Source organism: Corynebacterium sp. KPL4035 (genome assembly GCF_037908325.1).
GTDB lineage: Bacteria > Actinomycetota > Actinomycetes > Mycobacteriales > Mycobacteriaceae > Corynebacterium > Corynebacterium kefirresidentii.
This window is the reverse complement of record NZ_JBBMGF010000010.1, coordinates 60,988-80,207: the sequence shown is the minus strand read 5'-3', so window position 1 is coordinate 80,207 and position 19,220 is coordinate 60,988. Positions and strand designations below refer to the sequence as shown.

Annotated in this window: 17 protein-coding genes; 7 read left to right on the top strand and 10 right to left on the bottom strand. The window is 58.4% G+C overall.

All coding sequences use genetic code 11. The features are described 5' to 3' along the window. Positions 1–9: 9 nt before the first annotated feature. A complete protein-coding gene (locus WMP96_RS09615) occupies positions 10–318 on the bottom strand; it encodes a hypothetical protein (protein ID WP_340433132.1) in 309 nt (102 codons plus the stop codon). A gap of 92 nt (positions 319–410) precedes the next feature. Here WMP96_RS09615 and WMP96_RS09610 point away from each other — a divergent pair, with 92 nt between their 5' ends. Both WMP96_RS09610 and WMP96_RS09605 read left to right on the top strand, forming a co-directional pair. Further along, the gene (locus tag WMP96_RS09610) at positions 411–2,219 is read left to right on the top strand and encodes an ABC-F family ATP-binding cassette domain-containing protein (protein ID WP_023021951.1); all 1,809 of its coding nucleotides are present in this window, start codon (positions 411–413) and stop codon (positions 2,217–2,219) included. After that, positions 2,186–3,919: an alpha/beta-hydrolase family protein gene (locus WMP96_RS09605; protein WP_200287920.1), complete on the top strand. Its 1,734-nt coding sequence runs from the start codon at positions 2,186–2,188 to the stop codon at positions 3,917–3,919. The genes WMP96_RS09610 and WMP96_RS09605 overlap by 34 nt, the downstream gene beginning before the upstream one ends. A gap of 4 nt (positions 3,920–3,923) precedes the next feature. Here the strand turns inward: WMP96_RS09605 and WMP96_RS09600 are convergent, their stop codons facing one another. Then, the gene (locus WMP96_RS09600) at positions 3,924–4,838 is read right to left on the bottom strand and encodes an AEC family transporter (protein ID WP_284798989.1); all 915 of its coding nucleotides are present in this window, start codon (positions 4,836–4,838) and stop codon (positions 3,924–3,926) included. Positions 4,839–5,005: 167 nt separating this feature from the next. Here WMP96_RS09600 and WMP96_RS09595 point away from each other — a divergent pair, with 167 nt between their 5' ends. After that, a complete protein-coding gene (locus tag WMP96_RS09595) occupies positions 5,006–5,596 on the top strand; it encodes a hypothetical protein (RefSeq protein ID WP_200287916.1) in 591 nt (196 codons plus the stop codon). An 86-nt stretch (positions 5,597–5,682) separates the two neighbouring features. Continuing rightward, positions 5,683–6,006: a putative quinol monooxygenase gene (locus tag WMP96_RS09590; RefSeq protein WP_301716296.1), complete on the top strand. Its 324-nt coding sequence runs from the start codon at positions 5,683–5,685 to the stop codon at positions 6,004–6,006. A 184-nt stretch (positions 6,007–6,190) separates the two neighbouring features. On the opposite strand, the gene WMP96_RS09585 is transcribed toward WMP96_RS09590, so the two are convergent. Continuing rightward, the gene (locus tag WMP96_RS09585; protein ID WP_301716297.1) at positions 6,191–9,883 is read right to left on the bottom strand and encodes an acyltransferase family protein; all 3,693 of its coding nucleotides are present in this window, start codon (positions 9,881–9,883) and stop codon (positions 6,191–6,193) included. 120 nt (positions 9,884–10,003) lie between these two features. After that, positions 10,004–10,801: a Cof-type HAD-IIB family hydrolase gene (locus WMP96_RS09580; RefSeq protein ID WP_023021945.1), complete on the bottom strand. Its 798-nt coding sequence runs from the start codon at positions 10,799–10,801 to the stop codon at positions 10,004–10,006. Positions 10,802–10,869: 68 nt separating this feature from the next. Here WMP96_RS09580 and WMP96_RS09575 point away from each other — a divergent pair, with 68 nt between their 5' ends. After that, entirely contained in the window at positions 10,870–11,913 is a 1,044-nt protein-coding gene (locus WMP96_RS09575; RefSeq protein ID WP_301732744.1) for a 3-hydroxyisobutyryl-CoA hydrolase, read from the top strand. Here the strand turns inward: WMP96_RS09575 and WMP96_RS09570 are convergent. The 3 genes from WMP96_RS09570 to WMP96_RS09560 are packed head-to-tail and all read right to left on the bottom strand — an operon-like array spanning position 11,890 to position 16,078. Further along, on the bottom strand, positions 11,890–13,065 hold the full coding sequence (locus WMP96_RS09570; protein WP_301716299.1) for a DUF6882 domain-containing protein: 1,176 nt from the start codon (positions 13,063–13,065) through the stop codon (positions 11,890–11,892). The two genes, WMP96_RS09575 and WMP96_RS09570, sit on opposite strands and share 24 nt — an antisense overlap. A 42-nt stretch (positions 13,066–13,107) precedes the next feature. After that, positions 13,108–13,707, bottom strand: a complete 600-nt coding sequence (locus WMP96_RS09565) for a TetR/AcrR family transcriptional regulator (protein WP_301716300.1) — start codon at positions 13,705–13,707, stop codon at positions 13,108–13,110. Next, positions 13,700–16,078: an MMPL family transporter gene (locus WMP96_RS09560; protein ID WP_301716301.1), complete on the bottom strand. Its 2,379-nt coding sequence runs from the start codon at positions 16,076–16,078 to the stop codon at positions 13,700–13,702. Before WMP96_RS09560 ends, WMP96_RS09565 begins: the two co-directional genes overlap by 8 nt. A 231-nt stretch (positions 16,079–16,309) precedes the next feature. On the opposite strand from WMP96_RS09560, the gene WMP96_RS09555 reads away from it, so the two are divergent. After that, on the top strand, positions 16,310–16,963 hold the full coding sequence (locus tag WMP96_RS09555; RefSeq protein WP_301716302.1) for a hypothetical protein: 654 nt from the start codon (positions 16,310–16,312) through the stop codon (positions 16,961–16,963). Here WMP96_RS09555 and WMP96_RS09550 read toward each other — a convergent pair. From WMP96_RS09550 to WMP96_RS09540, 3 genes are read right to left on the bottom strand one after another with little or no spacing between them, the layout of a single operon-like run. Next, positions 16,960–17,499: a gamma carbonic anhydrase family protein gene (locus WMP96_RS09550; RefSeq protein ID WP_301716303.1), complete on the bottom strand. Its 540-nt coding sequence runs from the start codon at positions 17,497–17,499 to the stop codon at positions 16,960–16,962. The two genes, WMP96_RS09555 and WMP96_RS09550, sit on opposite strands and share 4 nt — an antisense overlap. Positions 17,500–17,519: 20 nt before the next feature. After that, the gene (locus WMP96_RS09545) at positions 17,520–17,897 is read right to left on the bottom strand and encodes a hypothetical protein (protein WP_301716304.1); all 378 of its coding nucleotides are present in this window, start codon (positions 17,895–17,897) and stop codon (positions 17,520–17,522) included. A gap of 11 nt (positions 17,898–17,908) precedes the next feature. Continuing rightward, positions 17,909–18,250: a hypothetical protein gene (locus WMP96_RS09540; RefSeq protein WP_234288113.1), complete on the bottom strand. Its 342-nt coding sequence runs from the start codon at positions 18,248–18,250 to the stop codon at positions 17,909–17,911. A gap of 25 nt (positions 18,251–18,275) precedes the next feature. On the opposite strand from WMP96_RS09540, the gene WMP96_RS09535 reads away from it, so the two are divergent. After that, positions 18,276–19,145, top strand: a complete 870-nt coding sequence (locus WMP96_RS09535; RefSeq protein WP_239205288.1) for a patatin-like phospholipase family protein — start codon at positions 18,276–18,278, stop codon at positions 19,143–19,145. Positions 19,146–19,220: the final 75 nt, after the last annotated feature.

Genomic DNA, 19,220 nt, shown 5'->3' with positions numbered 1-19,220 from the left:
CCTCGCCGATTACTTTGCCCGTTTGGCGTCATAGGCGGTTAGACCATCCGCATGGGAGATAACGATGCGGGTGGGCAGCTGGGCTACCTCGGTTTCTCCCTCTTCGGCTTCAAAGCCTTCGTGTGAGTGTCCGGCGTGGTCATGGCCGTGCTCGTGGTCATGGTCATGGTCGTGTTCATGGGCATGCTTGGCCTCGCTATGTGCGTGGTCGTGGGAGTGCAGTGAGTCCTTTTCTTCCTCGGTGGGGGCAGAGCAGGAAGTGATGGCTATCGCCGCAGTGGAAAGCACGGCGCAGAGAGAAAGTGTGTAGCGTTTCATACATTGGCAGAGTATTGGACTTGAAAATCAATAGCAATAGGTTGCAGAAATGCGGGGGTACAGGCAGGGAGGTATTAAGATGGACACTCGTTATGGCAAACCTGATTAACCTCGAGCAAGTCAGCAAAACTTATGGATTAAAAACCCTTTTAGACGGGGTGTCCCTAGGTGTGCAAAGCGGCGATCGCATCGGCATCGTCGGCGTTAATGGCGGTGGCAAAACCACCTTGCTGGAGGTACTTACCGGCATCGAACCACCCGATGCCGGCCGCGTATCCCATACCTCTGATCTACGCATGGCCGTGGTCACCCAGCGCTTCGATCTACCCGATGAACTGACCATCGCCCAAGTCATTATCGAACCCCTCGAACTGGAAACCTATGAGTGGGCATCCAATGCCAAGGTGCGCGATGTCTTGGGCGGCCTGGGCATTGTGGATTTGGGATTGGATACCCCAGTTGGCTCACTCTCCGGTGGCGAGCGCCGCCGCGTGAACCTAGCCGCCGCGCTGGTACAGGACTTGGATCTCGTGGTGCTCGATGAGCCCACCAACCACCTTGACGTGGAGGGAGTGCAGTGGCTCGCAGATCACCTCCTTAAGCGCAACTTGGCCGTAGTCGTGGTCACCCACGATCGCTGGTTCCTCGACACCGTAGCCACGTGGACCTGGGAAGTCCACGATGGCGTGGTTGATACCTACGAGGGCGGCTACAACGATTGGACCTTCGCCCGCGCCGAGCGCGCCCGCCAGGCCGATGCCATGGAACAGCGACGCAAGAACCTCGCCCGCAAAGAGCTGGCATGGTTGCGTCGTGGCGCGCCTGCCCGCACGTCCAAGCCGCGCTACCGGATTGAAGCTGCCGAGGCGCTCATCGCAGACGTGCCGGAGCCGCGCAATAAGGTCGAGCTCATGGCCTTTTCTAAGCAGCGCCAAGGCCGCGTGGTCATCGAGCTTGAGGATGCCACCGTGAAGTCCCCAGACGGTCGCACCTTGGCGGATCACCTTACCTGGCGCCTAGCCCCCGGCGAGCGCATTGGTTTGGTAGGCGTCAATGGCTCCGGCAAGACCACGCTGCTGCGCACCCTGGCCGGCGAATACGAGCTGGCGGCCGGCAAGCGCATCGAGGGCCAAACCGTGCGCCTTGGCTGGTTGCGCCAAGAGCTCGATGACTTGGATCCGCAGCGTCGGCTTATCGACGCCGTCGAGGACGTTGCCACCTATGTCCAGCTCGGCAAAAAGGAACTTTCTGCCTCCCAACTTGCTGAGCGCCTAGGGTTTTCCGCCAAGCGCCAGCGCACCCCGGTGGGGGATCTCTCCGGCGGCGAGCGCCGCCGCTTGCAGCTCACCCGCGTACTGATGGCCGAGCCCAATGTGCTGTTGCTCGATGAGCCCACCAACGACCTCGACATCGATACCCTACAGGAACTGGAGTCTCTCCTTGACTCTTGGCCGGGCACGATGGTGGTTATCTCGCACGATCGCTACCTCATTGAGCGCATCGCGGACAATACCTATGCGCTCTTTGGCGATGGCAAACTCACCAACCTTCCCGGCGGCATCGATGAGTACCTGCGCAAGCGCGCCGCACTTGAGGCGCAACACAACTCCGGCGTGCTCAACTTGGGCGAAAAGAAGCCAGACAGCTCTGCTCCTAAGCCGGAAAAGAAGCTCTCTTCCCAGCAAGAACGTGAAATCACCAAGAAAATGAACGCGCTGGAGCGCAAGATGCACAAGCTCGAGAAGGCGGCCGCGCAGATTAATGAGAAGATGGCGACTGCCGCGGAAAAGGTCGACACTCAAGCCTTGACCGAGCTAGACGGAGAACTAAAGGACAACCGTAGCGCCTACGAGGAACTGGAGATGGAATGGCTAGAGTTGGGGGAGAAGCTCGAAGGGTAGAAGCCCGCATCGCCGATATCGTCGGCCACCTTGACCTGTGGGGCATTATCGGCGCTGCGGCGCTTTTTACCCTAGGCCTTACCCCATCCCTCCTGCCGCGTGACTGGCTCTACCAAGGGCTGGTCTCCGGCATTGCCGCAGGACTTGGTTATACGCTGGGTATTGCCCTCAAACACGTGTGGTACCGCCTCGTAGTGCGTTATGCGGCACCACGGTATTCCTGGCTCGATGCCACCACGTGGCCGCCCCGGCGCTACCGCCTTGCTTCTCGCATCGCCACCGGAGTTTTTGTGCTGTGGATGGTGGGCTTTGCGGTCTTCGCCGTGCGCTGGCAGCGTCAACTTGCAGATGCCCTAGCCGCCCCAGCGCCGACCATTGCCAGCTATCTTCTTGTGGTTCCGCTCGCTCTTGCAGTATTCACTGCTTTCCTTTTTATTCTGCGCGTGCTGCGCTTTTGCGTGCGTTGGCTCTCCAGCCACTTTCCCCACCGCTTTCGCGCCGCCTACCGCGTCGTGGGTGCGGTGCTCATCGTTGCCCTAGTGGGCACGTATACCGTGGAAAACCTCATCCCTGGCGCCATCGTTGGCGTGGGCGAGAGGATCTTTACCGCTCAAAACGCCGACCCCGATCCCGCCATGAAGCGGCCCATGTCCGCAGAGCGCAGTGGTTCCCCGCAGTCCCGTGTGGACTGGAACGGCGTGGGCCTGCAGGGCTCGCGTTTCCTTTCTTCCGGTGCGCACCGCGCGGAATTGGAGAAGGTAAGCGGAAAGCCTGCCAAGGAACCCATCCGCGCCTATGCCGGATTGGGCAATCGTGACTCGAATGAGGAGCGAGCGCAGCTGCTCATCGACGAACTCGAGCGCACCCACGCCCAAGACCGCAAAGCCCTGCTTCTCATTATGACCACCGGTACGGGCTGGGTGTCTTCCTATTCTGCTCAAGCCTTCGAACTACTCTACGGTGGCGATACCGCCATTGCGGCTGCCCAATACTCCGCTATGCCTTCCGCCCTGCACTTCCTATCGGGCGGTGGCCAGGTAGAGCGCGCCGGGGAAGAGTTCATCAACCCCATCGTGGACTGGTGGAACGGTCTGCCAGAACGCAAGCGCCCGAAGCTCTACTTATACGGCGAATCCTTGGGTACTACGGGCATCGAAGCAGCGTTTTCTGGAGTGCGTGATATTGCCAATTCTGTGGACGGAATCCTCCTTACCGGCCCGCCGCACTTCAATCGCCTGCGCACGCAATTTGTGGAAAGGCGTGATCCCGGATCCTCCGAAATTTCCCCCGAATACGCCGGGGGCCTCGTGGTGCGTTTTGCTAACGATGACGCGCAGGTACGCCAGTGGGGACCGGTGCCGGAAGAAGAGTGGGGACGCACCCGCATGCTCTATATCCAACATCCCTCGGACCCAGTGGCCTGGTGGTCTCCACAGATGGCTTTCAAAGAGCCGGATTGGATGCGCGAACGGACGCCGTATTCTGCCGAGCGCGTGATGCGATGGATGCCCATCATCTCCTCTCTCCAAGTGGCGGCCGATCTGCCCGGTGCAAAAGACGTTTCCGATGGGCACGGTCACAACTATGGAGCATCGGTACTTGATGGCTTTGCCGCCATCGCAGGTCCAGACGTGGCAGGAGCCATCGACCCCGATGAGCTACAGCACGAATTCGCCGCGCTCGACGTCGGCGTTTACTAGGTGTTTAGCCAAACAGGGCCGCGATCGCCAACATCGCCGGCAGCGAGAGGAAGGTCGTGAGAAAAACCGTATCCCGGGCTACGGTTTCTCCTACCTCATAGGTGGCGGCATAGTTGTACACGTTCTGTGCCGTGGGCAAGGCAGCCAGAATTAACGCAGCATACAACTCCGCGCCGTCAAGACCTAGCGCTGCACCAACGGCCAGCGCGATAGCGGGCATTCCCACCAACTTCAATACCGTCGCGGTAATGGTGGGCAGGCGGTCTTCCTCCAGCAGCGCGTCGCCCTTTAAAGAGGCACCAAAGCTCATGAGAATCATGGGGATAGAGGCGCCGCCCAGAATCTCCAGTGGCTTCATTACTACTTCCGGTACCTGCCACCTTGCCGCGGAGACTATGAATCCCGCCACCGCTGCCAACACTACGGGCGCGGTAACCCCTGAGACTACGGAGCGCCATATAGATTGCAGGCTTGTACCCTGCGCATTGAGCCCCGCGATGATAAACGGAGAAAGCACCGCCATTTGCAGAACTAAGGCCGGGATAGCATACGTGGCATCACCAATGACATAGGTAGCGATGGGCAGACCGATATTGACTGAGTTGTAATAGCTTGCCGCTGCGGCACCGGCCATGGTTTCGGCACCGCTGCGGGAAAAGAATAACTGGCTACACAGCCAATACAACGCCATGGTGGCGATGGATGCAGCAGCTATAACAGCCACCACTGGGGACACGAAGGCAGAGGTATCGGATTTAGCCACGCTGGAGAAAATGAGTGCCGGCGTGGCCGCCCAAAAGGCCGTTCGATTGAATTGCAATCGTGCCTCGCCTTTGCCAATAACGCCCCTGTGCGCCAGCACAAATCCCACACCGATGACTACGAAAATGATTGCAAAACCGGTCAATACGTCCAGCAACAGTCAACAACCTTTCGCAGTACTAAAGAAAAATTCGCTGTGGGCAATTGTCCCAGTATCTCTGTCGGTCATAAGACACGGGGGACCATAACAAAGTTGTATCGAAATGCCTGAGCACCACGGAAACGCCTTCCACACTGCTCGTGCTTTATGGCACGGTGGAGGGCATGAAGCTTTCTCACCGCGCAATCGTAGCCACCGTATCCACCGCTCTTGTCGTCACCGGTACTTCCACCGTGGCCTCTGCTCAGCCGGCCTTGCCGCCACAGATCCAGCAGGCTTCTTCGCAGGCTCAGCAGCTTTCTTCTGATCCCTTCGCCGCTTTAGAAGATTTCCGCCTCACCCTGCCGCCGCAGGCCTATGAGCTGGCTGAGAAGTACAATATCCCGCTGCCAGAATTCCTCGCCAAACCGGTGGGCCAGGCGCCCAAGGTTGCCGGCCAGCTAGGCGCCGCCACCACCGCCCACCTCGAAAAGGCTGGGCACCATAAAGATGCGCGTGCAGCGGCTATCGCCCAGGAATGGGCCAATCAAGGTGCTGCCGGCAAGCTTGAGTACAAGGGCGGCATTGCTCACGGTTTGAATCACAAGGACGAGGGCCAGGGCACAGTTCGTCGCCTTAGCGAACAGCAGGCGCAAGATCGCCTGAACTGGTTCAACCGCGATGTCCCGGTCAACGCTGCTCCCCAGCACGGCTTTGGCGTGGCAACCGCCTACGACGGGACCTACATCTATGTTGCGGAGTTCTTCCTCAACTAAACTTTTCCCCAAGCCTCGATTCCGCCGCGTTCTTAGCATTCATCTGAAACGATGACGAAGCCGCACGGCGCCGGTAGAATTGGGGCATGATTTTGATCAACGTACAGTTCCACGTCAAGCCCGAATACGCAGAGACCTTCCTCGATGAAATCAACTGGTACACCGAGGCCTGCAATGCAGAGCCGGGCTGCATCAACTTCAAGTGGTTCCGCGATCCAGAAGATCGTCAGCGTTTCTTGCTTCTGGAGTCCTACGCCGACGGCAAGGATGTCGAGCACGTCCAGAGCGAGCACTTCCAGCGCTCGACCGAGGAGTTCCCGAAGTACCTCGTGGAAACCCCAGACATCATTAACGTCCATATTGACGGCCGCACCGGCTGGGACAAGATGGGCGAATTTTCCGTCGACTAATCCTAAAGAGAAAAGGCTCGTCTTCTACCACGTGGTAGAAGACGAGCCTTTTCCTTTAGCTCACTACCCTTCGCGCTCACTGTGGTCGTTGCTATCCGTGGAGCACGAGCCCTCCGTGAGCGCGAAGGGCGGGGGAGGGGCTAGGCGCTTGCCGACGCCGTTACCTCCCCATATTGCCTTTGCCTTACTGCGGCACGCACTGCGAGGACACGGTCTTGTCGTATTTCGAGTACTGCTGCAGAGCATCGTAGAATGCGTCCGAGTACTCGCCGGTGCGCTCTGGCATTGGGTGAACACCATCGGAATAGAGGATTGCGGGGTCGCTCTGAGCGTGTCCGCACCAGTCAGCGACGTATACATTGTCGTATTCTTTGGCTGCGTCGAGGACATCCTGCTGGGACTGGGACATCCATTCACGGTCACCATAAGGTACAGCCATGACAACGGTGCGGTCTTTGCCGATGATATCGAGAGCTTCCTTGATCTGATCCGGGAAGGCAGGGCCATTGGTACCGAACCCGAGGAAGACGGTATTGCGCAGCTTTCCGGAATCCTTGAGTTGCTGCAGAATCTGAATGCCTGCAGTGTAGTGGCGGGATACGTCTGCGTCGACGTAAATCTGCGGGAAGCGTTGTTTGAGGGCGCCGCTAGAAGCCAGCATCACTGAGTCACCGATGGCGGTAATGTCCTTGCCCTGCGGCATGGGGCGGGTCTTCGTATTCTTCGAGTCATCCTTGTCGGCGTCGCCCGCGACAGGCGGCTGCGGGGCAGCATCATTAGGTTGAGCCGGAGCATTGTTGCTGCTCTGGTTCTGCTGCTGAAGCTGCTCTAATTGCTGCTCCAACTCGGTCTTATCGCTGGAGTTAATTACGCCGTAGACTACCCCGGCCACCGAGGCGATGACGAGGAACGGGACTACCGGCCACATGGTTTTGCCAAATCCGTCGCGCAATTCGCTAAAACCTGGGCGGGACGACCAGTAGGTGTTCCATGTCTTCTTATAGCCGCCGCGGCGGAAAGGATTCTCAATGAACTGGTAGGAAATCTCGGACAGTAGCAGCGAAATAGGTACGGCCACCAGGCCCAGAATCCACGATTTATCGGAATTCTGGTTGCCCTCGAAAAGCGCCTTGAGCATCATGATGACCGGCCAATGCCAGAGATATAGCGAAAAGGACCGCTGACCAAACCAGCGCATGACCTTGGTCCTAAATAGCGGGGTCATAGGACCGTATTCGCGGACCACGCCCCACACCATAAGGACACCGAGCACGCTGGTGAGGAAGAGCCCACCGCGGTAGGTGAACTCCGCGTCATCCGGCATGAGGAATAGCTGCGCACCGTAGCCGATGAGAGCCAAAGTGCCGATGACTCCAGCGATGCGGGATTCAGCCTTGCCCGCCGCGGCCCAAGAATCGGCCTGTGGATTCGATTGGGTAGAAGTCATCAGGAGAGACAGCACGGCGCCAGTGAGCAGGCCAAAAGCGTGGGTGTCTGTGCCGTAGTAGACACGCGTCGGGTCCTCACCGGGCACGAAGATAAGCGCCATGGCCACGGCGGATCCGAGGGCTAAAAGCGTGGACACGAGGATAGGAAGTCGGCGCGGCTTATGGCGAGAAATGAGGAAAATGCCCGTGATAAGGAGCGGCCAAATTACATAGAACTGCTCTTCCACGGCCAGCGACCAATAGTGGGCAAAGACCTGAATCTCATTGTCCGCGAAGTAGGACTGGGAGGTCGCAATTTGTGTCCAGTTATTGACAAAGAACAAAGTGCCCAAGAACTGTTGGCGCAAGCCCACCGCTAAGTCCCCGCCGATCCATGCCACCAGTGCGGTGCACATGACGAGAACTGATACTGCGGCTGGGAGGATACGCCGGAATCGTCGCACCCAGAAGTCCTTCAAGCTAATCCTGCCGGAGGTACGGAATTCACGCACCAGCAACGAGGTGATGAGGAATCCGGAAAGGACGAAAAAGAGGTCAACGCCCAAGTAACCTCCGGGAAGGAGGGCAGGGAAGAAGTGATAGAGCACCACGGCAATGACCGCGAGGCCGCGCAGTCCGTCAAGCCCCTTGACCTGGCGGAGGCGGGCATGGCGCTTCTTCTTGACTACCTTGCTCTCCGGCGGTGTCGCCAGCGCCTCAGGGTCCTTGGTCTGTTTTTGAAGCGGATATTTGGACTTGCCTTCTGACTGCCCAGCCGGAGCCTTCTGAGGTGCAGGTTTATTCGCAGCCGCTGGTGCCTGCGTCGCCACAGCTTGGGCCTTTTTCTTATCGGACGCTGGTTGCTGTGACTGGGGCGACTGCGCGTTTTCGCGCTTCTTCTCTGCGGCGGTAGCGGCTACCGCACCCGAGCCCGCGATGGCGCCCTCAGCCGCGGACTTGCCTGCCTTGGCAGATGCTCCCTTAGAAGCAGCTTGGGGCTTTACCTGCTTCGGCTGAGGCTGTTCAGGCTGTTGCTTATCCTTTGACTTCTGGGCAGCGCGTGCTGGATTTTGCTGAGCCGGGGTGGGAGTGCCTACCTGTTGTGACTTTCGGGCCAATCCGCGGCTGATATCGGTTGGCTTTACCTGTGGACGCAGCTTTGTAGCCTTCTTGGCCTTGCCCTGTGGCATAGACTCCTTGGGCCGTGGCTGCTGTCCCTGCGGCTGCTGCTTGTGGAGGTTGGTTTGTGAAGGGCTGCCTTGCTGAGGCTTTGCTGTCGCTGCCTTCTCCTCCTTGGCGGCGGATTTATTCTGAGCCGGCTTAGTTTGCTTTTGGGGAGCGTTCGCTGCGCCCTTTGGGGTGTTTTCCTGTGGCTTTGGGGCAGTGGTGCCCTTCTTCGGCGCTGGGGCGTTCGATGATGCTGCTGGGGCAGACTTCTGCTGTGGTGCCGTAGGCGTGCGCGATGAACTTTTGCCTTGAGATGGCTGGGAACGATTAGAAGGCTGAGCCTTCTTCTTAGGTGATGATGGCTGTGGCTTGGACTGTTCCTTTGTCGGGTGTGCCTGTACGCGTTTCTGTGGGCCTGGCTTGTGCGTTTGCTGTTTACTTGGGGACGGTTTGGTGGTGGCAGGCTTGGGCTGTTGCGGCTGGGATTTTTGTTGTGCGGCCGGTTTAGAAACCGTCTTTGCTTCAGTTGCGGACGAGCGCGGTGCCGCCGCTTTCTGGGAAGCCTTTTTTGCGCTAGGCGGAGTGGATGGCTTGGGAGGCTGCGCTGGCTTTTGCGTGGCAGGCCGAGCCTGCTGTGAGGGCCTTCCGGTCTCTTGCCGAGAAGGCTTTGCGGCAGGTTTAGGGGAAGCACCACGGGCAGAGTCGTCTTTTGAGGCGGCCTGGGAAGGCGGGGTACTAAAATTCGCACCGCGGCGTGGACGCTGAACCGGCTCATGTGCGTTGCGCTGTGGCTTCTTTTCCGGCGCGCGCGATTCTGCCTGCTTCTTTGTAGCTGCTTTAGGAGAAACCCCTGGCGCGTCTTGCTTGGCGCCGGCAGGCTTAGGCGCAGACTTTTGAGTGGCAGGCTTGGCCTTTGGCTCCTTGGCTGCAGGTGTCTGCGCGGACCGCTTAACCTGTTGCGGTTGAGCGGAATTGGTCTGAGAAGCGTGCGGTTTCGCGGTGCTGGGGCGGGGGGTGCCCTCAGCCGCGGGTTTGGCCTCGGGGGCCTTTGTAGGCTTCTCCTTGGCTTGGTCCTTGGACTTGCCTTGCGGCGTCGTGGGCTTTGCACCGGTGGTGGACTCGGTGTTGTCTGATTTTTGGGGCGCGGAGGCCTTGTTCTCAGAAGGGCGAGATGTACTGGTGGAGCCAGCTTTGGGCTTTACTGCCTGATAGACCGATGGGCGTGGTTCATCTGAACGCCCAGGTTTCTTCTTGCCCAGCAGTGAGCGCAAAATCTGCTTCACAAAAACTCCCAAAGCACTACGTATATTTTCTAAACGGACTATTTTAGCCTGCGTACGAGGTTTTCTCCCATGAGGGTGAAGTAAAGAAGCGGCACGCGGGCCGGAGACGAAAATTCGATTCTAGGACTCTTCGCTGTCAAAAAGCTGACGCAGGACTGTCATGACACCAAATTCGGTATTGGGTGGGGCTATGAGATCGGCGATTTCTTTCAATTTTGGGTGCGCATTTTCCATTGCGATAGCAGTGCCGGCCTCGCGGAGGAGCTCGTAGTCATTCAGGAAATCGCCGAAGGCGGCGGTGCGAGACATGGGAACCGCGAGGAGCTCGGCCATGGTGTGTAGCGCTTCGCCTTTATTGACGCCCGCGGCCATGACGTCGAGCCAGACGGCGCCGGAAATGGCGATATTGTGCTCCGGAACGGCCGCGAGGAGAGGCTGGTGGAGGTGCTTTTCGCTGCCGTCGGCGCAGTAAGCCGCGATTTTGATGATGTCCGCGTCGAGAAGGGCACCGAGGTCATCTACCCATTCCACTGACCTGTAGTACTTGGAAATTTCTGCGCGGGCCTGCTCATCGGCGCCCTTGTGGACAAAAGCGGTATCTGGGGTACACAGCACGACGGTATGCGCGGCGTCGACAGTGCGGAGAGCGGCAACGGCAGCGCGGACTGCCGCGGTGGGCAGGGTAGTAGCGCTAATGACCCGATTATCGTGCACGACGACGGAGCCATTTTCTGCAATGAAGGTATCTTCATGCGGAAACATTTCTTGCAGGGTGGCAAGCTGGCGGCCCGAGGCAGGGACAAGGGTGACGCCGAGCTGGCGGGCGCGGGTGCTGATCGCGGAAAAATCTGGTGGAAGTTGGCCGTTGCCGTCCAGTAGGGTGCCGTCCATATCCAGGGCGATGAGCTGTGGGAGCAAAATCCGAACCTATCTGTGAAACAATCAATGGTGGCTAAGGGGGTGAGCTGTGTGTCACACTAGGGGGTATGACCAACGCTTCACCCATCGTGTCCTCAATCCGTAACCATACCGGAGTGATTGAACTCAACCGTCCCAAGGCTCTCAATTCCCTCACCCCGGAGATGGTAGAACTCATCGCGGCGTCGCTAGCGCAGTGGCGTGAAAACGATGAGGTGGAGCAGGTGCTTTTTCTCTCGGCCAGCCCAAAGGCATATTGCGCCGGTGGTGACGTCCGCTATGCCCGCGAAGGGGTCCTGGAAGGAAAATTAGGCGAAGTCGACACGTTCTTTGCGGATGAATACACCTTAAACGGCGATATCGCGGAGTATCCCAAGCCAGTTATCGCGCTCATCGATGGCATCGCTATGGGAGGTGGCCTGGGTATCTCCGCCCATGGATCCCATCGAGTAGTTACGGATAAGACCTTTGCTTCTATGCCAGAGATGAATATCGGCTACGTCACCGACGTAGGCATGGCCTATGCCGCCCAGCGCGCGGTGGGAACGCGCGGAAAGGCCTCGCCCGAGCTAGCGAAGTTCTGGGGTATTACCGGGTATCGCATGTACGCCGCAGACCTCCTGTGGAGTGGGTTGGCCACTCACTACGTGGCAGACGCAGAGGCTTTTGCTCACGCGGTAATTGAGCAGGGCATGGCCGCAGCGCTAGCCCAGCACGCCACCGAACCCGCGGGTGAGCCCGCTTTGATTGAGCTTATTGATTCCATCGAAGACGCCTTCTCCCACGAGACCTGGCAGGATATCACCGCGGCCTTGGATAGTCACCCAGAGCTCAAGCAGCTGGTAGGGGAGCTGACTGCGCAGGCCTGCCCCACCTCTATCGTCGCAGCCATGGAGCTATTCCGCGCCGAGCAGGAGTGCAGCAGCGTGCGGGAGGCGCTGGACATGGAAACCAATCTGGGCGCCTTTATGTATCGGCGGGCGGACTTCGCCGAGGGAGTGCGTGCGGTTTTGGTAGACAAAACCAACGATGCAGCGTTTGAGCCAGCTGCGCTTGACGACGTCGACGTGGACGCCATCCGCAGTGCCCTACACGTCCACCCCGCGAAATGACGCGTAGGCGGCGCGGGCACGATCTGCATCGAGCCAATCGGGAGGGCTAACTTCTAACGTTGCCGCTGTGGCGGTGGGCGTAGGCTTGGGCAAGTGCAGCTCCGGCGCATCGAGGAGGACGAGGCCCACGCGGCCGTCGGAAAGCGTAGTGCCAGCCAGCGTCCAGATGCCAAGGATAGGCAAAGCCAGGTGGGGCAGTTGTTGCCTGCGTGCTAGCTGGAGCGGAAGGTGTGGGCGAACCAACTCGGGGACGACCTCGTTCATGCCAAAGCGTGCCAAACTGCCTGCCCACCGGGCGGCCGCAGAGGCCTTAAGCGAGGGATCGGCCCAAGCCCAGGTGAATTCTTCTGCCGATATGGTGGCTATAAGCACCGCGTTCGCCGCAAACTGCCCACCGCGATAGGACACGGTAGCGGTGGCCTTGTCTACATCGAGTTCTATTGTGGCGGCGGGGAAACGGCCCTGGAAATAGAGTTGGTTCTCCACACCGAGATAAAAACCATCCTCGAGGATGCTGGTGGCGCCAAACCCCGGAGTGATGCTGGAAATCTTGTGCACGCCGTGGTCGGCTTGTTCGAAACACACCGTGGTGCCATCGGAAAAATGCACGTACGGCTCTTCCTCGGTGGAGTCCATGTCCAAGTAACGAGCAAGGGTGAGGGTAGGGGCCTTTTCATCCTCGTCCGCTCTGCTGTGTCGCAGGCCGTGCAGCAGGGCCTGGCGAAACTCCAGGCGAGGGTGAAAATCTACCGCAACGATAGCCACGTGCTCACCCTGCTGGGCGCGAAGTATCGGCATATTGCCCACGATGAGGGAAGCTAAAGCAATCTTGCTTTCAGGGTCTCTCGTCATCGAGATACTCTGTGGCAAATCAGCATAATTCTCGGTGGCCGTGGTGGTCCAGTGCCAGGTGCCGGCAGAAATGACGGCTAGCCGCACGCCACGGAAATCAGAAACCTGCCGCGTGGAACTTATTCTCGCCTCCACTAGCTGATCGGTGACAAAGTTGCCTTTATCGTCCGTGGAGGGGCCGAGGAAATTAAATTCCACGTCGGTCGCCTTCCCAATGCGGTCTTGAAATGCGGCATTAACGCCCGCCTGAATGAAGCGGGCATTATGCGCGGTGCTCGATATAGGGGCTTTCTTATCCATAACTACTGCCGAGCATACGGATTAAAGCGCCCATTAGGCTAGCTAGTCGATGGCGCGCACGGCAGCAAAGGCCGTGCGTACTATCTCATGCTTGGCGTGAGCACTCAGTGATTCTTCGGCCTGGGAGCGGCGGTGGATTTCTTTCATGCTCACCGCGGCGGCGCCCGCACAGGCCTGGAGGATGACCGCGACCTCAAAGCGCGATTTATCCGGAACGCGTTGGTGGAAAGCTTCCAAAACTTGCTCGGATACGACCTGGAATTGTTGGCGCTCTTCTGTGGTATGGCTCAAGTTTTCTAAAGCCTCGCCGATAGTGAAAAGAGAGGTGATGGAATGCAGCTCTTTTCCCTCATTTTCGGTGGCATCGAGCGTTACCTGTTCGAAGAATTCAGAAATAGATGAGTTAGGAAAGACAGTGGGCACTTCCTTAGAAAACTCGGCAAGCACATTGGTGCCAAAGGACAGTAGCGCATCAGAAACCGAGGAGAAGTAGTTATGGAAGGTGCGCGGGGAAACCCCGACGGCGGCAGTGATGCCCGAAACCGTGGCAGCTTCAGCGCCACCGTCGAGGACGAGGCGCGCTGCCGCATCGGCCATGGCCTGGCGCGTAGCTCGCTTCTTTTCTTCGCGCAGACTAGTCACGGTGTGTTTCGCCTACCTTCTCTCGTTGGGTGCGCAAGAGCTCCTCGCGCTCTGAGTGCAAAGCCTCTCCCTCGATATCCATGTTTGGGGTGATCTTATCCAACCAACGCGGGAACCACCATGCCTTCTTATCCAGCACGAACATGGTGGCCGGGATGATCATCATGCGGACCACGAAGGCGTCGATAAGCACGCCAGCAGCCAGGGCAAAGCCCATGGTCTTAATAAACGGCTCATCCATCAAAATGAAGGCGGCGAAGACCGAAATCATAATCAGGGCCGCAGCGGTTACCACGCGTGCGCCATGCTTAAAGCCATTGGAGGTAGCGTTGCCAGCCGTCTTGCCATTGACAAATCCCTCGCGCATGCGGGTGACCAAGAAAACCTGATAGTCCATGGCCAGGCCGAAGGTAAGGCCGATGAGCATGATGGGTAGGAAGGAAAGAAGCGGCTGCGGGTCATCGACGATGCCGAACATACCCTCCTGCCAAATGGCTACGGTGATGCCGAAGGTGGCGGCCATGGAGAGCGCGAAGCCGGCTGCGGCGATAAGCGGCACCCAGATGGAGCGGAAGACCAGCATCAAGACGACAAAGGCCAAGCCCAGCACGATGGCTACATAAGGAATGAGTACGTTATTGAGGCGCTCAGAAATGTCATCGAAGATGGGGGTGATGCCGGTGATGCCGTAGGAGCCACCGGTCTTTTCAAACTCACCCTGGTAATCGCGCAGGTGGTTGAGGGTCTCGGTGGTTTCTTCATCGGTGGCGCCAGTGGTTGGCGTGATCATGATCTGTGCAGCATCACCGTTGTCAGTGGTCTGCACGATCTGGGCGTTTTCTACACCCGAAGTGCTATTGAATTCCTGCAGCAGGTCCTGGAACGCCGGCATGCGATCCTGTTCGGACACGTTAGCTACGTCAACGAAGGCGATCATTGGCGCATTGCGGCCTGGGCCAAAGGCATCTGCCGTAATCTCATAGGCCTCGCGCTGCGGGGTACCCGGCTTCGCGGTGCCATCGGTGGGCATGGCCAAGCGCAGCTGGGCGAATGGTACAGCCAGGATGCCCAGCAAGACGACGCCGGCGATAAGATGCAGCCACGGATGGGCGCGCACACGGCGCACCCAACGCAGACCCATGGTGGGCTTTTCGTCCTCTGGGTCCGGCACCTTGGGGCCGGGGACGCGGCCGGCAAAAATCTTGGTGCCCAAAAGTCCCAGCAGGGCAGGGATAAAGGTATTGGCAACGAGCACTGCGATGATGACCGTTGCTGCCGCGGCGATCGCCATGGTGCCCAGGAACGGAATGCCGATGATGGTCAGAGCGGCCAAGGCAATGACCACGGTGGTGCCGGCGAAGACGACGGAACCGCCCGCGGTACCCAGCGCCATGCCCATGGCGTGAGCACGGGTGGCCTTATCCATCTTCTTGAGCTCTGCGGCTAGTTCCTTAGGCGAAAGATCATTGAGGCCAGAGGAGGTAATGAGCTCATTGCGGAAACGGTTAACAATAAATAGTGCGTAATCGATGCCGACCGCCAAGCCGATCATGGAGGCCAAGGTCGGGGTCATATCGGAAATGGTATCCGTGAATACGGTGGAAACCTGCACGCCAAGGATGCCGATGCCCACACCAATGATGGCGGAAATGAGCGGCATGCCGGCGGCGACGAAGGAACCGAAGGTAATCAGCAGCACGATTGCGGCAACGATAAGGCCGATAATTTCGGCGCTGCCACCCATCTCTTGACCAGCGGAGTTAAAAGCATTGCCCTGGTACTTGACCGTGAGCTCGCCCTCGTCGTACTTGTTCAACACATCCGTTACCGCAGTCATATCCTCTTCCGGGATGTCCATGACATTGTCGGAGTTGAAGGTAATAGTGACGGTACCGGTAGTTTTATCCTCGCTGAGAGGGGAGAGCTGTTGCAGGTTCTTCTTCACCTGCTCCTCCGGCATGTGCTGGGCCTTCATTTTTTCGCCCATTTGCTTTTCCATGCCAGCGGCGGCCATAACCGGGCTGACCAGCTTGTCTTGGTCCTTGAGCGTACCGGTGTCCTTGAGGTCACCGAGGAGGTTATCCACCTCGCCGGCCACCTGCTTATCGGTGAGGTCTTTGCCCTCCGGTGCTTGGATAACCACTGTGCCCTCGGGAGCGCTCATGGCATCGGTGTCTTGGCCAAAGCGTTCCATCATCTTGTCTTGGGTGGTGGTCGAATCCATCTCCGGCATGGAGAAGTTGGGGTTCGGCGACTTGGCAAAGCCGGCGGTTAGGCCCACCATGGCCACCAAGACGATAAGCCAAAAGGCCAGGAAGGGCCATACCTTGCGGTATGACCAACTTCCTAGTCGGTAGAGAAATTTAGACATATGCGTGCTTTCTAGTCGAGTGAACGGGCAATGTTATGCGCGCGGATAAGCGCGGATATGCGATCCGCGAGCAAAGATTGCATTTCATAAGAAACATTGCACAGTCTATGCAAAATTACTGAGTGTACGCAAAGGTACGTGTGGTGCATCATAAATTGACGCTCTCGAGAGATAAAACATTCAATCTCTGCAGCGTCGGAGATCTCGGCGTGGAGCGGTAGACTATCCGGCATGCTCCATGCCGTTAGTTTCGCCCTTTTGGATTCCGTTAATGCCTTGCTTATTGGCATCCTTGTGGCCATCGGCATCATCTTGCCCCGCGGTAAGTACCGGCGCATCGCCGCATTGGTGGTGGTAGGAGATTGGGTCGGGGTGCTCGTTGCAGCGGCCGTGATCATGTTTTTGCTGCTTGGGGTAAAAGATCAAATTGAGGCCATTTTGAGCTCGCCCATTGCCGGCTGGGTGCTGGTCGCAGTTGGCATCGCCGTGGCTATCGGATCGTGGCGCTCCAAAGGGAAACCCAACGCCTTGGTCAACCGGCTACTAGAGCCGCTCCGCACGCCGTCGCTGATTACGGCACTCATCGGCTTTGTGATGGGTGTGGTGCAATCACTGACCTCGGTGCCTTTTTATTACGGGCTCATGCACTTGGCCACAGAAGATATCTCTCCAGCAGCACAATATGGAGGCCTAGTGTGGTATGCCAGCCTAGCTCTATCCTTGCCTACCATCTGCGGCCTATTTATCGCTGTGGTGCGCGCACATCCCGATTCGGCGGCGGGCAGGCTTTTTGCCGCTGCCCGTGCCAATAGCACCCAAGTGGCGCTCTTTGGTGGTTACCTCGTGGCGATCTTTCTTATCCTCATGGGCGTATTGTCGCTCTAATCAAAGAGGACTTCATCCAGGCTTAATGGCTCATTAGATTGGCGCTGGGCGCACTCCACGTAGCGCGCCGCATGTGGGATGAAAGCTTCCGACTCCTCTGGGCTGAGTTCGCGGCGGACCTTGGCCGGCACGCCGACGGCGAGGCTGCGCGGCGGGATTTCTGTGCCCTCCAGTACCACGGCACCGGCGGCGATAAGCGAGCCCGCACCTATAGTGCAGCGCGAAAGTAGCGAGGAGGAAATCCCAACTAAAGAACCTACCTCCACGTGTGCGGCGTGGACCATTGCCATGTGCCCCACCGTGACATCATCTTCCAGTACGCAGGGGGTATCTTCTTCCACGTGGAAGACACAGTTGTCCTGAATATTGCACCGCGCACCGATCCGAATTTCCCCAACATCACCGCGCAGCACGCTGCCATAAAACACGGAGGATTCCGGGCCGATTTCAACGTCTCCAATGATGGTGGCATTAGGGGCAATCCACGCGCTGCGATGGATGCGTGGCTTCTTTCCAGCAAAGGGCAACAGGAGCATGTGCGGATTCCTTTCAAAAGTTATTCGACTACTAAAGCCAAGGCGGGGGAGAGCTCATATTCGCCGGGGCGGGGAAGGTGGTCTAAGAGGGCGTCGGCAAGCGCGGGCGTAAGCGGAATAACCCAGCCGCGCCGGGGATCCTTGATGGGCAGGGCATCCTTCTTCGCAGCCGGGAAATGAACCGTTGCGGTGGGAGAAACCAGGGTGGCCGACTCGCGGGAGCGGGCTACCTCGCGCAGAACCTCCGCGCCGGGCTGATTGGTGACCACTATGATCAATGAGCCGGCGGTGTGGATTTCCAGCCTTTCCACCTGGGCAGTGGGGGCAGTGGAATCGGGGTGCGCTAAGCGCGGGGACTGCGTGCCTGTGAGTCGAGCAAGTGCATCTTTTAATCCCATAAGCCTCTAGCCTAGTGAGCGCGCACGGTAACGGTGTGGCCGCGCTCTAGATCGAAGTAGGTGCGTTGTCCCGTGGCGGCAACGTGCTCGCGAGCGAGAGATTCGTCTTGGGTAACCGACGTAGCAAAAAATACTAAAGGGCCGCCTGGGTGGCGCCAGGTACTGAAATAGCGTGCGCCCTCTCGCCTGGCTCGTGCGAGGGCTGTGCGTATCGCGTCCGGAGTGGGCTCATCTGCTTTCAGTAGCGCCGTTGCGGTAGGGGCGTAGGCAAACCCGGTGCGGGGTTGCTGGCCGGTTTCGATATCGAAGGTGCCTTCCTCGTCCGCGAGTAATTGCCGGAAAATGCGCTTCATTGGGTCCAGCGTAGTATGGGGCATCATGATTGACGCTAAGAACACCGCACTCGTTATCGAAGGCGGCGGCATGCGCAATTCCTATACCGCCGCCTGCATGGTTAAGCTCATCGAAGAAGGCGTGGACTTTGGTTGGGTAGGCGGTGTTTCAGCCGGGGCATCTCACACCGTTAATTATTTATCGCGCGATGCCCGGCGTGCGGAAGAGTCGTTTACGGACTTTGCCAAGAATCCCAGCTTTGGCGGCGTGGGCTCGCTGGTGCGTGGATCCGGCTATTTTAATGCGGAATATATCTACGAGCGCGCTGCGGATAAGGATTTGCCCTTTGATTGGAAGGCTTACCGCGAGCACCCAGCCGATATGGTGCTGGCGGCAGCGCGTGCGGATACCGGCGAGTCCGTTTATTGGACGCGCGAGGATGTTCACACCCCGGAGGATCTTTTTGTGCGGGTGCGAGCCTCGTCCACATTGCCACTGATTATGCCGATGCGCTTTATCGACGGTGCACCATATGTAGATGGCGCATTGGGCTCTTCCGGCGGCATCACCATCGCGCAAGCGGAGGAGGCCGGCTACGAGAAGTTCCTTTTCATCGGTACTAAGCCGCGTGGGTATGTACGTCCTGAGGTGGCGCGCCCGGCCTTAATCCGCCGCATCTTCCGCAGGTACCCCGCTATTGCCGACGCCCTTATATCCCGCCCCGCTATCTACAATGCCGCCAAGGACCGCCTTGTGGAATTGGAACGCCAAGGTAAAGCCCAACTATTTTTTCCGGAGGACATGCAAGTGGCCTCTACCGAGCGCAATGTGCACAAGCTGAGCGCGAATTATCAAGCGGGTAAAGCCCAGACCTATACGGAGTGGCCGCGGTGGAAGGAATTCCTCCTCGACTAGTTCACTTTGGATAGTTGCTGTGAGATGTACCGCTGCTGGGGGTGGTCGGTCGACGGTGAAACTGGTCTAAGCAGT